This window comes from Mesorhizobium sp. WSM4312 (assembly GCF_002294875.1).
Classification (GTDB): Bacteria; Pseudomonadota; Alphaproteobacteria; order Rhizobiales; family Rhizobiaceae; genus Mesorhizobium.
Map to the genome: position 1 here is coordinate 49,994 of NZ_NSFU01000001.1, position 12,399 is coordinate 62,392.

The window sequence follows — 12,399 nt, forward strand, 5'->3', positions numbered from 1 at the left end:
CAGATAGATCAGCCATGTCAGCCATTCACACGCCGTGCGTCGCTGACGCTCGAATTGTCCTTGAGCTGCGACAGCAGCCGGTTGAGATGCTTCAGATCCCAGACTTCTAGATCGATCAGCATTTCGGTGAAGTCGGGCGCGGTGCGCACCATCGACAGCGTATGGATGTTGGCGTCGTTGGACGCAACGACCTGGGCGATATCGGCGAGCGAGCCCGGCGCATTGATGGCGGTGACCGAGACACGCGCGGGGAAGCGCTCCTTGGTGCGCTCGTCAATGTCCCAGCGCACGTCGATCCAGCGCTCGGGCTGGTCATCGAAAGCCTGCAGCGCCGGCGACTGGATCGGATAGATGGTGATGCCGGTGCCCGGCTGGACGATGCCAACGATGCGATCGCCCGGCACCGCGCCTTCCGGCGCGAAGCGCACTGGCAGGTCGCCGCGCACGCCGCGGATCGGCACGGCGCCGTCGCGCGGCTGGTCCTTGTCCTTGCGCGCGGCCCGGCCCGGAATCTGGAACAGCATGCCGGCGGCGTTGCGGATCTTCGACCAGCCCTCCTCGCGCTGCTTGGGCGCTGCCGGCGTGACACGCTCGTCCTTATAGTCGGGGAAGACCGCCTTCATGACGTCGGTGGAAGCCAGTTCGCCACGGCCGACGGACGCCAGCACGTCCTCGATGTCCTTGCGTGCCAGCCGGTGCAGGACCGGCTTCAGGCTTTCCTTGGTGAAATTCTTGCCGGCCCGTTCGAAGGCGCGTTCGAGAATGCGCGCGCCGAGACCGGAATACTGCTTGCGGATGGCGTTCTTGGTGGCCCGGCGGATGGCGGCGCGCGCCTTGCCGGTGACGACGACCGATTCCCACGCCGCCGGCGGCACCTGCGCCTTGGAGCGGATGATCTCGACCTCGTCGCCATTCTTCAGTTCCGTCATCAGCGGCATGATGCGGCCATTGACCTTGGCGCCGACGCAGGTGTCGCCGACATCGGTGTGCACCGCATAGGCGAAATCGATGGGCGTGGCGCCGCGCGGCAAGGCAATCAGCATGCCTTTGGGCGTGAAGCAGAACACCTGGTCCTGGAACAGTTCCAGCTTGGTGTTTTCGAGGAAGTCCTCGGGATTGTCACCTTCCGCAAGCTGTTCGATGGTGCGCCGCAGCCAGGCATAGGCATTGGTCTCCTTCGAGATCGCATGGCCGGCGCCGTTCGTCTTGCCGCCGGTGTCCTTGTAGATCGAGTGCGCCGCGACGCCGTATTCGGCGATCTTGTTCATTTCGCGGGTGCGGATCTGCAGCTCGACGCGCTGGCGCGAGGGGCCGACGATGGTGGTGTGGATCGAGCGGTAGTCGTTCTGCTTCGGCGTCGAGATGTAGTCCTTGAAGCGGCCGGGCACCATCGACCATGTGGTATGGATGGCACCGAGCGCGCGGTAGCAGTCCTCGACCGTATCGACGACGACGCGGAAGCCGAAAATGTCGGACAGCTGCTCGAAGGACAGCGCCTTGGCTTCCATCTTGCGGAACACCGACCAGGGCTTCTTCTGGCGGCTCTTCACGCCGGCGTTGATGGCATGCTTTTCAAACAGCGCCGACAGTGCCTTTTCAATATCGGTCAGCACGCCCTTGTTGCGCTCGAAGATCTCGGCGAGCCGCGCGGTCACGGCACGGTAGGCTTCCGGATTGATGTAGCGGAAGGCGATCTCCTCCAGTTCCTCGCGCATGCCTTGCATGCCCATGCGCCCGGCCAGCGGCGCATAGATGTCCATCGTCTCCTCGGCGATGCGCAGGCGCTTGGCTTCCGGCACGTGGTCGAGGGTGCGCATGTTGTGCAGCCGGTCGGCGAGCTTGACCAGCAGCACGCGGACGTCTTCCGAGATCGCCAGCAGCAGCTTGCGCAGGTTCTCAGCCTGCTCTGCCTTCTTGGAAACGAGATCAAGCTTCTTCAGCTTGGTCAGGCCCTCGACCAGCTTGCCCATTTCGGGGCCGAACAGATCGTCGATCTCGGCCCGCGTCGCCGTGGTGTCCTCGATCGTGTCGTGCAGCAAAGCGACGGCGATCGTCGCCTCGTCCATGTGCATTTCGGTGAGGATGGCGGCGACTTCGAGCGGATGCGAGAAATAGGGATCGCCAGAAGCGCGCTTCTGGTGGCCATGCTTCTGCATGGCATAGACATAGGCCTTGTTGAGCAACGCCTCGTTGACGTCAGGCTTGTAGCGCTGGACGCGCTCGACAAGCTCATACTGACGCATCATGGGCGGAATCTCTCAGCGATGAAATGAATCATGCGCCGCACTGCTGTACGGCGCATGTCATAGATAGCCACGAAACTGCCGGGACGGAAGTGCCGGAAACGTGTTCCGGGCAGGTCCAGAAACTCTCTTAGTAGTCGTCGCTCTTTTCCGGCGGTACCAGACCTTCGATGCCGGCCAGCAGGTCTTCCTCGGTCATGCGATCGAAGGTGATGTTGTCCTCGGCTTCGTCGGTTTCGGTGGCCGCGACAGCGCCGCCGGTCTGGTCGGCGATCACCTCGCCATCGGCCTCGGGCTCGTCGACCTCGACATGCTTCTGCAGCGAATGGATCAGATCTTCCTTGAGGTCGTCGGGCGACAGTGTCTCGTCGGCGATCTCGCGCAAGGCAATGACCGGGTTCTTGTCGTTGTCGCGAGGAACGGTGATCTGCGCGCCCTGGCTGATCTGGCGAGCACGATGGCCGGCCAAAAGCACCAGCTCGAAGCGGTTGTCGACCTTGTCGATGCAATCTTCAACGGTTACGCGGGCCATGGACTGCCCCTTTCATGCCTGGATTTGATGGAAAACAGGCGCGGTCCATAACCCGAACGCCGCCAAAATACAAGCATCATGGCATTGGCGGGACTGTTGGCGCCCAATCCCTGCCTAAACACTGGATTTGGCAAACCGCCCGCGTCGTTCGCTCGACGCCGCGATCACAATTGCTTGCATTGCCCCATCACGCCTTGGATTGCCACCAAACTGGCGTTATCTCGGATGGACAAGGTCAGCCGGTTTATTATGAGCCCGACCGATAGTCGCTACCGCATTTCGTTTAGACGGCCGCATTTTTCGAAAAGGAATATTTTCCATGTTCGACCCACGTGAAAAAATCGCCTTGTTCATCGACGGTGCCAATCTCTACGCTACGTCGCGGGCGCTCGGCTTCGACATCGACTATCGCAAGCTGTTGTCGAGTTTCCAGAAGCGCGGCTATCTCTTGCGCGCCTATTATTACACGGCGCTGGTCGAGGATCAGGAATACTCCTCGATCCGCCCGCTGATCGACTGGCTCGACTATAACGGCTTCAAGGTGGTGACCAAGCCGGCCAAGGAGTTCACCGACTCGACCGGCCGCCGCAAGATCAAGGGCAATATGGACATCGAACTGACGGTCGATGCGCTGGAGCTCGCCGATGTCGTCGACCACTATGTCATTTTCTCCGGCGACGGCGACTTCCGCACGCTGGTCGAGGCGCTGCAGCGGCGCGGCCGCAAGGTGTCGATCGTCTCGACCATGGCCTCGCAACCGCCGATGATCTCGGATGATCTGCGCCGCCAGGCCGACCATTTCATCGACCTGACGACGCTGAAGAACGAAGTCGGCCGCGATCCTTCCGAGCGGCCCGTGCGCCGGCCCGAGCCGGCTGAAGTCGACGAGGACGACTACTGAGGGCGGGCACCTTGACCGCCCTCCCCGCTTCCGAACCCAGCCGCGACTGCCCGCTCTGCCCGCGGCTGCATGACTTCGTCGCCGAGTGGCGGCAACGCGAGCCGTCATGGTTCAACGCGCCGGTGCCGACCTTCCTGCCGCCGCAGGGTGAGGACACCGTCCAGCTTCTGATCGTCGGGCTGGCGCCCGGTCTGCGCGGCGCCAACCGCACCGGCCGCCCCTTCACCGGCGACTATGCCGGCGACCTGCTCTACTCGACGCTGATCGCGCACGGCTTTGCACGCGGTGAGTTCAAGGCGCGGCCCGATGACGGGCTGGAGCTTGTCGGCACGGCGATCACCAATGCCGTGCGCTGCGTGCCGCCGGAGAACAAGCCTGTCGGCGCCGAAATCTCGACCTGCCGCAGCTTCCTGGTGCCGACGATTGCACGCTTTCCCAAGCTACGCGCGGTGCTGGCGCTCGGATCGATCGCGCACCAGTCGACCGTGCGGGCGCTCGGCGAGCGCGTCGCCGCCTATCCATTCAGGCATGGCGGGCAGTTGCCGGCCGGTGGCATCACGCTGTTTTCCAGCTATCACTGCTCACGCTACAACACCAATACGGGCGTGCTGACCGAGGCGATGTTCGTCAGCGTTTTCAGCGAGATCGCGGCGTTCCTGAAGATATAGATTCACTCCTCAATGCGCCGGCGCAAGCAGCGCCGCCAATTTCTCCAGCCCGCCCTGCAGAACGTTCAGGTCGACGTCACCCTCGATACCGTCTATGCGCCCGCGATTGTGGTACTGCCAGTAGATCCAGTCGTGGCGGTCAGGTTCCACCAGCAGCGAGCGAAGCCAGAGCGGGCGAGCGGCGATCTGCCCGGCATAGGCAGCCTCGGCCTCATCGGTCAGATAGACGATCGCCGTCTTGCCGAATGCCTGCTCGACAGGTCCGAGGAAAGCCTGGAGTTCAGCATTCAGTTGCTCGGGCGATGGGCGCTGCGGACAGTTGCCGCCGAACTCGACATCGACGACCGGCGGCAGCAAGGGCTGATCGTGCGGTACCACCGAGATGAAATTCTTCGCCTGGTCGGCGCCGGGCCGGCAGAAGGTGAAGAAATGATAGGCGCCTACGGCAAGGCCGGCCGCGCGGGCCTCACGTAGATTGGTGGCAAAAGCACGATCGACATGATCGCCGCCCTCGGTCGCCTTGATGACGGCGAAGGCGACATCGTCGGCGGCAACGCGCCGCCAGTCGATCTGGCCTTGATGATGCGAGACGTCGATGCCTCTGACCGGATATTTGCTACGGTCGGGAGAATAGGTGTGGAAGTAGAAGAAGCCGCCGGCCACCGCCATCGCTGCAAACGCCAGGCTCATCAATCCCCAGAGGATGATCCGGTTCTTCAAAGCGATCCCCTCTGGCATCTGCCGATTGCGCTTGCCCGAAATTTGGAAGCCAAACTGGCTTTTCGAGGGCTACCGCCTGATGTCTCTCACCCACGCTCCTTCAAGAGCCGGCCCTTCTCACGCGACCAGTCGCGCTGTTTCTCGGTCTCGCGCTTGTCGTGCAATTTCTTGCCGCGGCCGACGGCGAGCAGCAGCTTGGCGCGGCCCTGGTCGTTGAAATAGATTTTCAGCGGCACCAGCGTCATGCCTTCGCGGTCGACGCTCTGCGACAGCTTGGCCATCTCGCGCTTGTTGAGCAGGAGTTTGCGCCGCCGCCTGGGCTCGTGGTTGAAGCGGTTGGCCTGCAGATATTCGGGCAGATAGGAATTGATCAGCCAGATCTCGCCGCCTTCGACCGAGGCATAGCTGTCCTGGATATTGGCCTGGCCTTGGCGCAGGGACTTGACCTCGGTGCCGGTCAGCACCAAGCCGGCCTCGATCGTGTCGAGCACCTCATAGGAAAACCGTGCCTTGCGGTTTTCCGCAACGGTCTTGTTGTTGGGATCGGCTTTTCTGACTTGATTCATGATGTGGAGAGGTGGCGCCTCATCCTCAATTAATCAAGCCGGCGTGCTTCATGGCCGCATCGATCTTCGCCGCGGTCGATTCCTCGACCGTGACCAGCGGCGACCGCAGCACATTCTCGACCTTGCCCAGCTTCGACAGCGCGTATTTGGCGCCGGACACGCCGGGCTCCAGGAAGATCGCCTTGTGCAGGGGCAAGAGACGATCCTGCAATTCCAGCGCCTTGGCGCTGTCGCCGGAAAGCGTCGCCTCCTGGAATTCGGCGCACAGCCGCGGCGCGACGTTCGAAGTCACCGAAATGCAGCCGACACCGCCATGGGCGTTGAAGCCGAGCGCCGAGGCGTCCTCGCCGGAAAGCTGGATGAAATCCTTGCCGCAGGTCATGCGCTGCTCGGACACACGCTCGACCTTGCCGGTCGCGTCCTTGACGCCGACGATGTTCTTGAAGTCGTGAGCCAGCCGCCCCATCGTCTCCGGCATCATGTCGATCACCGAACGCGGCGGGATGTTGTAGATGATGATCGGCAGCTTGGTCGCCCTGGCGACGGCGGCGAAATGCTCGTAGAGGCCGCGCTGCGTCGGCTTGTTGTAATAGGGCGTGACGACCAGGGCGGCATCGGCGCCAACCTTTTCGGCATACTGCACGAGGCCGACGGCTTCCGCCGTGTTGTTGGAACCGGCGCCGGCGACGACCGGAGCGCGGCCCTTGGCCACCTCGATGCAGACCTTGACGACATGGCGATGCTCATCGTGCGACAGTGTCGGCGACTCGCCAGTGGTGCCAACGGGAACCAGACCGGTCGTGCCTTCCGCGAGCTGCCATTCGACAAAGGCGCGAAAGGCTTTCTCGTCGAAACGCCCGCTCTTTTCGAACGGTGTCACGAGCGCAGTAAGCGAGCCTCTCAGCATGTCGTCCAACTCCTTGGGACTTGTTTGTCGATGCATGTCGCTGTCCCAAAACCGGTATCCACTTTTGGGCGACATGCATCGGTGTTTGTCGATCAGTTTGTCGTGCGCGCCTTCTAACCGAAAGCGAAGCGGCGCACCATAGTCTCGACATGGTTGCGCGGCAAGCATTGCCATGGTGCCAGCAAGCGCAATTCGAACAGCCTTGATAACTCTTTGTTTACGAGCCCTTCACGACCTAAGTCTAGGCTTCGAGGTATCTTCGCCTGCTGGTAGAATGCTGAACCAAGGAAGACACGAGACCATGCCGACCCGTCGGCCTCACCTCTTCGCGCTGCTTGGCGCCATCGCCGCGCTGATGCCCGGTGTGGCGATCAGCGGCAGCGTGGATGCGCGGGCCACCGCGGCGATCCCGATGCCGAGCCCGCAGGACAGCGCGCCGCAGGCCCCCTCGACCGGCGTCTTGCTGCTGAAGAGCGGGCTGGACGCGCTGGCGGCCGGTGATATTCCCGGCGCTCGTCGTGTGCGCGATGGGCTTCCCGCCCAATCGCTCGACCAGCACATACTGGCCTGGGCGATCGCACTTTACGGCGGCGACAAGGTTCCGAGCGGCGACATCGCCGCCGCCGCGAAGATGCTGCCCAACTGGCCGGGCACCATTGCCTTGCGCAAGAACAGCGAGCGGGCGCTCTATCGAGAAAACCCCGCTCCCGACATCGTCATTGCGGCGTTCGATGGCAGCCAGCCGCAGACATTCGAAGGCGTCATGGTTCTCGCCCGCGCCTATGTGGCGACGGGCAATCTCAAGGCGGCACGCTCGGTGCTGTCGCCGTTTTGGCGCACCACGGTCCTGGAAGCCAAGGACGAGACGTCGCTGATCAAGGAATTCGGCGGTCTTATCCCTGCCGCCGACCACCGTTTTCGCATGGACCGTATGTTTTATGCCGACCGGGTGAATTCCGCGCTGCGCATTGCCGGTCTTGCCGGCGCCCAGCAGTTTGCCGAGGCCTGGGCCGCGGCCGACAGAGGCGACAGGAATGCGTTGAAGCTGTTGAAGGCGGTCCCGGCATCCCAGCGTTCTGCCGGCTATTTCTTCGCGCAGGCCGAGTATCTGCGCAAGCAGGAGGATTTTGCTGGCGCCGCCGCCGTGGTGATGAAGGCGCCGACGGACCGCGAGGCTCTGGTCGACCCGGACGCCTGGTGGGTCGAGCGCCGGGTGCTGTCGCGCGAACTGGTTGACCAAGGCGACATGAAGACGGCGTACACGATTGTCGCCACGCATGCCGCCGAAAGTGCAGCCAATGCGGCCGAGGCCGAGTTCCATGCCGGCTGGTATGCGCTGCGTGGCCTCAACGACCCCAAGCTTGCCGCGACGCATTTTTCGCGCATCGCCGACCTTGCCCAAGGGCCGATGACCCTGTCGCGCGCCTATTACTGGCTCGGCCGTGCCGCGGAAGTCGGCGGTCCCGGCAGCGCCAAGGATTATTTTGGGCGCGCCGCCAATTATGGCACGACCTTTTACGGGCAGCTTGCCGCCGAACGTGTCGGCCGGCAGGCGCTCAACATCGTCTATCCCACGCCCAGTGCCGCCGACCGGCAGAATTTTGCCGGCCGCGAGGCGGTCAGCGCGATCAAGCGGCTGCAGGAGGCAGGCTATGATCGCTATGCCGAAACGCTCTATCGCGACCTCGCCGGCCAGTTGACCAGCCCAGGCGAACTGGCGCTGCTTGCTGTCCTTGCCGAGAAGCAGGGCAACCATTTCATGGCGCTGAAGGTCGGCAAGATCGCCGGCGCGCGCAGCATCGATGTCGGCGCGCTGTCGCATCCGCTCGGCGTCATTCCTGATTCGGCCAATATTTCCGGCTCGGGCAAGGCGCTTGCCTATGCGATTGCCCGCCAGGAGAGCGAATTCAACATCGGTGCCGTATCCAGCGCCGGCGCGCGCGGGCTGCTGCAGCTGATGCCGGGAACCGCCAAGCAACTGGCGAAGAAGGCCGGGTTGCAGTTTTCGCAGGCACGGCTGACCACCGACGCCGGCTACAACGCCACACTCGGCTCGGCCTTCCTCGGCGAGCAGCTCGATCGCTTCAACGGCTCCTACGTGCTGACCTTCGCCGGCTACAATGCCGGCCCCAACCGGGCCAGCCAGTGGGTGGCGAAATACGGCGACCCGCGCGGCAAGGACATCGATGCGGTGGTGGACTGGATCGAGCGGATTCCCTACACGGAAACAAGAAGCTACGTGCAGCGCGTGATGGAGAATTACGAGGTCTACAAGATGCGTATTTCCGGCAAATACGACATTGTCAGCGACCTCGTGAACGGGCGCAACTGAGGACGCTGACGGCTTGAGAGGCGACCGAGCGTCGCTCCTTCTATTTGACCATCCCTGCCCTCGTCTGTAGCAGTCGCAGACGATCCAGACAGGGAGTCCTTTCAGATGTCGAGCACCGGAGGTTTTCCCGACTTCTTCTACGTAGCGCCAGACGGGCTGAGACTTCATGCCCGCCTCTATGGCGAAGCGAAGCCTGGACATTGGCCGGTCATCTGCCTGCCCGGCCTGACCCGCAACGCGCGGGATTTTCATGAGCTGGCACTTTATCTTTCGACGCGATCGCCGGTACCGCGCCAAGTGGTTGCCTTCGACTATCGCGGACGCGGACAGTCGGCCTACGATCCCGATGTCAGCCACTACAATGTCGGCGTCGAGGCCAGCGACATCCTTGCCGGGCTGGCCGCGCTTGGCATTGAGGGGGCGGCCTTCATCGGCACCTCACGCGGCGGGCTGATCATCCATGTGCTTGGCGCGCTGCGCCCGGCCGTGCTGAAAGCCATTGTGCTCAACGACATCGGGCCGGTGATCGAGCCGGCCGGCCTCGCCCACATCCAGTCCTATCTCGAACGCACGTCGAAGCCGAAAACCTTCACCGAGGCGATGGATGCCCAGCGCAGCGTTCACGGCAAGGATTTTTCCAAGCTCACCGACGCCGACTGGACGCGGATGGTGGGAGCGCTCAACCGTGAGACGGATCAAGGGCTGTTGCCGGATTTTGATCCGAAACTGGTCGATATGGTCGCCAATCTTGACCTGTCACAGCCATTGCCGGCGCTGTGGCCGCAGTTCGAGGCGTTGGCAGCCATTCCCCTGCTCGCTATCCGTGGCGCCAATTCCAGGCTGTTGTCGCCTGAAACTCTGGAGCAGATGCGCCAGCGCCATCCGATGATGGAAGCGATCGCGGTCGAGGGCCAGGGCCACGCCCCTTTCCTCGAAACTGGCAGCTTGCCCGGCGATATAGCGACCTTCCTTGATCAGGCTGAGCGCAGACACCAAACAAAGTAAACCCTAAGACCAGATCTGGCCCTGAGGTCACCATGACAGTATATACAGGCCTTTGGAACTATTTGGCCTTTGAGCTTTTCCCTGACGCTTTCGCTGCCTTCGCCGCGCCCGCCTGACCCCGTTCGGTCATCGGAATGGCGCGGCTGAGGCCGGATTTGGTGATCCAGAAGGAAACGCGATGTTCCTGGATGTCGTTCAAGATCAGTCCGAGCGCCCCGCCGAGACGGCAGCCGCTGTCGACCAGGAAGACTGAAAGCCTGTAGGCATCCTCGCTTCGGCTCCTGATGGCGGCGAACAGCCTGGCCTACGGACGAAAGGGCTGTTCGGCTGCTATCCCCCAGCGTTGTTGCACAAATGACGCGATTTGGCCCAACTCAGAAAGCACTCGTTAACCATCAGGGCCGCCCTAACCCCCATATTCACGGGCACATCCGGCAACCGGCTGACGGAATCAAGGCGAGGCGACGAATCACGTGCCAGGGATTCGCCGCAGAACCGCCGCCGCTGGGAAAGCCACGGCGCGGCATGCGATTATTTTTCGACAGAATGACTTCTTTTTCCGAGATAATGGCCGGGGCTTGTTGATTGTGCCGGCGCTTTTCTTTATCCAGCGGCGCAACGGAGAGGTGGCCGAGTGGTCGAAGGCGCTCCCCTGCTAAGGGAGTAGAGGTCAAAAGCTTCTCGTGGGTTCGAATCCCATCCTCTCCGCCACCCTATGCCCTGCAGACTTCGAATCACATCAATCAGGCCATGTCGCCTCAACCATCCGGCCGAGACTCACAAGCGCATTGGCCAGCCCCATCCGGATAGCGGGACGGCCGCCGTCGATCTTGAGCGCTTTCTCATAAGGCGGCGCCACGATGTCGGCCTTGCCGAATTCGGCGTAGGCGCGACCAGCGCGCAAAGCGCCTCAACCCAGTCGGCATTCAGCTCGCAAGCACGTTCAAAATGCCTCATCGCATGCACATGCTCGCCGACCTTCAAATAGGTCTCACCCAGTGTCAAATGGTAGTGCAGATTTTGAGGGACCTCTTTTACCACTCGCTCAACAAACCGAATGGCCATTTGGTCTAGGCCGAGCGCAAAGGATGTCCAGTTTATGAGCCAATACGCGCTGACAAAGTGCCTCCGCATCCAGCAACCGATTTGCCCGATGCAATTGACAGCCTGCCTGAGCAATGCATCATCAGCCTGTGCACGGGGTAGTGGGCTTGCTTTCGGATGGGTGATTTCGGTCCGGACGAAATTTTCTGATGCTTCGACCAGGCGGGCGGCAGACGATTGTTCATGGTCCTTCGCTAGCAAAAAGAGGCGACGGAATCCGGCGTTACGGCTGCAGATCGCAGGGTGCTTGCACGGCCAGGCTGGTCACGCTAGCAAGGAGGCCCTTTCCAAGCGAGCTTCCCCCATGCGTCTGCGCCCTGCCCTTTCGCCGCTTATCGCAGCACTTCCCTCGACCGTGCCTTTTGTCGGCCCGGAAGCGCAGGAGCGTGAACGCGGGCGGGCTTTTCGTGCCCGCATCGGCGCCAATGAGAGCAGTTTTGGCCCATCGCCACGGGTCATCGCCCGCATGGAGCGCGTGGCGCGCGACCAGTGGATGTATTGCGATCCCGACAATTACGAGCTGAAGGTCGCGGCTGCCGCGCATCATGACGTGGCGATCGAGAACGTCGTTGTCGGCGAAGGCATCGACGGGCTGCTCAGCCTGGTGGCGCGCATGTATGTGGCGGCTGGCGATGCCGTGGTCACCTCGCTCGGCGCTTATCCAACCTTCAACTTCCATATTGCCGGCGTCGGCGGGCGGCTGGTGACAGTCCCTTACGAGAACGACCGCGAAAGCCTGGATGGTTTGCTTAAGGCGGTCGTCAAGGAGAAGGCCCCGCTGGTCTATCTGTCCAACCCGGACAATCCGATGGGCAGTTGGTGGGAAGCGGACGAGGTGATCCGCTTCATCGAGGCATTGCCTGAGACCACCATGCTGGTGCTCGACGAGGCCTACGGCGAATTGGGGCCGGCCTCGGCCCTGCCGCCGATCGACATCTCGCGACCAAATGTCATCCGCATGCGAACCTTTTCAAAGGCTTATGGGCTTGCCGGGATACGCTGCGGCTATGCGATTGCGGAGGCGCAGGTGATCCGCGACTTCGAGAAGATCCGCAACCATTACGGCGTCAGCCGCATGGCGCAGATCGCCGGCGTCGAGGCACTCGCCGACCAGCCCTATCTCGAGACGGTGGTGGCGCGGGTGGCTGCCGGGCGCCGGCGCATCGCTGATATCGCCGAGCAGAACGGGTTGAAGCCGCTGGCCTCGGCGACCAATTTCGTCACCATCGACTGCGGCCATGACGGCCCCTTCGCGCTGAAAGTGCTGCAAGGTCTGCTGTCACGTGATGTGTTCATCCGCAAGCCGATGGCGCCAGGACTCGACCGCTGCATTCGCGTCAGCGTCGGCCTCGACCACGAACTGGATATCTTTGCCGAGGAATTGCCGGGCGCGCTGGCGGCGGCGCGGGGGAACTAGGCAA

11 protein-coding genes, 1 tRNA gene and 1 pseudogene are annotated in these 12,399 nt (G+C 62.5%); 6 read left to right on the forward strand and 7 right to left on the reverse strand.

Features of this window, described 5'->3' with window-relative positions:
* Positions 1 to 17: 17 nt before the first annotated feature.
* Entirely contained in the window at positions 18 to 2,246 is a 2,229-nt protein-coding gene (locus tag CK228_RS00265; protein WP_095786495.1) for a bifunctional (p)ppGpp synthetase/guanosine-3',5'-bis(diphosphate) 3'-pyrophosphohydrolase, read from the reverse strand.
* A 127-nt stretch (positions 2,247 to 2,373) separates the two neighbouring features.
* Complete coding sequence (gene rpoZ / locus CK228_RS00270) at positions 2,374 to 2,775, reverse strand: DNA-directed RNA polymerase subunit omega (RefSeq protein WP_095770732.1); 402 nt, start codon at positions 2,773 to 2,775, stop codon at positions 2,374 to 2,376.
* Between the two features lie 319 nt (positions 2,776 to 3,094).
* On the opposite strand from rpoZ, the gene CK228_RS00275 reads away from it, so the two are divergent.
* Together CK228_RS00275 and CK228_RS00280 are read left to right on the forward strand one after the other, a co-directional pair.
* Positions 3,095 to 3,676: an NYN domain-containing protein gene (locus CK228_RS00275; RefSeq protein ID WP_010915096.1), complete on the forward strand. Its 582-nt coding sequence runs from the start codon at positions 3,095 to 3,097 to the stop codon at positions 3,674 to 3,676.
* 11 nt (positions 3,677 to 3,687) lie between these two features.
* Positions 3,688 to 4,344 (forward strand): uracil-DNA glycosylase, encoded by a 657-nt coding sequence (locus CK228_RS00280; RefSeq protein ID WP_095770733.1) that lies wholly within the window; start codon positions 3,688 to 3,690, stop codon positions 4,342 to 4,344.
* 9 nt (positions 4,345 to 4,353) lie between these two features.
* On the opposite strand, the gene CK228_RS00285 is transcribed toward CK228_RS00280, so the two are convergent.
* The 3 genes from CK228_RS00285 to dapA form a co-directional block, all read right to left on the reverse strand.
* Positions 4,354 to 5,064, reverse strand: coding sequence for a GH25 family lysozyme (locus CK228_RS00285; RefSeq protein WP_095786496.1), 711 nt, complete (start codon positions 5,062 to 5,064; stop codon positions 4,354 to 4,356).
* 86 nt (positions 5,065 to 5,150) lie between these two features.
* Positions 5,151 to 5,630 (reverse strand): SsrA-binding protein SmpB, encoded by a 480-nt coding sequence (gene smpB, locus CK228_RS00290; protein WP_006202221.1) that lies wholly within the window; start codon positions 5,628 to 5,630, stop codon positions 5,151 to 5,153.
* A gap of 25 nt (positions 5,631 to 5,655) precedes the next feature.
* Positions 5,656 to 6,537, reverse strand: coding sequence for a 4-hydroxy-tetrahydrodipicolinate synthase (gene dapA, locus CK228_RS00295; RefSeq protein ID WP_095786869.1), 882 nt, complete (start codon positions 6,535 to 6,537; stop codon positions 5,656 to 5,658).
* 301 nt (positions 6,538 to 6,838) lie between these two features.
* On the opposite strand from dapA, the gene CK228_RS00300 reads away from it, so the two are divergent.
* Positions 6,839 to 8,869, forward strand: coding sequence for a lytic transglycosylase domain-containing protein (locus CK228_RS00300; protein ID WP_095786870.1), 2,031 nt, complete (start codon positions 6,839 to 6,841; stop codon positions 8,867 to 8,869).
* Between the two features lie 105 nt (positions 8,870 to 8,974).
* On the forward strand, positions 8,975 to 9,874 hold the full coding sequence (locus CK228_RS00305; protein WP_095786497.1) for an alpha/beta hydrolase: 900 nt from the start codon (positions 8,975 to 8,977) through the stop codon (positions 9,872 to 9,874).
* Between the two features lie 65 nt (positions 9,875 to 9,939).
* On the opposite strand, the pseudogene CK228_RS00310 reads toward CK228_RS00305, so the two are convergent.
* Positions 9,940 to 10,175, reverse strand: a pseudogene (locus CK228_RS00310) (site-specific integrase); the annotation flags it as partial.
* A gap of 319 nt (positions 10,176 to 10,494) precedes the next feature.
* Here CK228_RS00310 and CK228_RS00315 point away from each other — a divergent pair.
* A tRNA-Ser gene (locus CK228_RS00315) sits at positions 10,495 to 10,585 on the forward strand.
* 28 nt (positions 10,586 to 10,613) lie between these two features.
* Here CK228_RS00315 and CK228_RS35665 read toward each other — a convergent pair.
* A complete protein-coding gene (locus CK228_RS35665; protein WP_245318002.1) occupies positions 10,614 to 10,778 on the reverse strand; it encodes a hypothetical protein in 165 nt (54 codons plus the stop codon).
* Positions 10,779 to 11,282: 504 nt separating this feature from the next.
* On the opposite strand from CK228_RS35665, the gene CK228_RS00325 reads away from it, so the two are divergent.
* Positions 11,283 to 12,395 (forward strand): pyridoxal phosphate-dependent aminotransferase, encoded by a 1,113-nt coding sequence (locus tag CK228_RS00325; RefSeq protein WP_095786498.1) that lies wholly within the window; start codon positions 11,283 to 11,285, stop codon positions 12,393 to 12,395.
* Positions 12,396 to 12,399: the final 4 nt, after the last annotated feature.

What these genes read in the sequence shown, in the direction of transcription:
- CK228_RS00265 (WP_095786495.1), bottom strand. Translation starts at nt 2,246, where the DNA reads ATGATGCGTCAGTATGAGCTTGTCGAGCGCGTCCAGCGCTACAAGCCT.
- rpoZ (WP_095770732.1), bottom strand. Translation starts at nt 2,775, where the DNA reads ATGGCCCGCGTAACCGTTGAAGATTGCATCGACAAGGTCGACAACCGC.
- CK228_RS00275 (WP_010915096.1), top strand. Translation starts at nt 3,095, where the DNA reads ATGTTCGACCCACGTGAAAAAATCGCCTTGTTCATCGACGGTGCCAAT.
- smpB (WP_006202221.1), bottom strand. Translation starts at nt 5,630, where the DNA reads ATGAATCAAGTCAGAAAAGCCGATCCCAACAACAAGACCGTTGCGGAA.
- dapA (WP_095786869.1), bottom strand. Translation starts at nt 6,537, where the DNA reads ATGCTGAGAGGCTCGCTTACTGCGCTCGTGACACCGTTCGAAAAGAGC.
- CK228_RS00300 (WP_095786870.1), top strand. Translation starts at nt 6,839, where the DNA reads ATGCCGACCCGTCGGCCTCACCTCTTCGCGCTGCTTGGCGCCATCGCC.
- CK228_RS00305 (WP_095786497.1), top strand. Translation starts at nt 8,975, where the DNA reads ATGTCGAGCACCGGAGGTTTTCCCGACTTCTTCTACGTAGCGCCAGAC.
- CK228_RS00325 (WP_095786498.1), top strand. Translation starts at nt 11,283, where the DNA reads ATGCGTCTGCGCCCTGCCCTTTCGCCGCTTATCGCAGCACTTCCCTCG.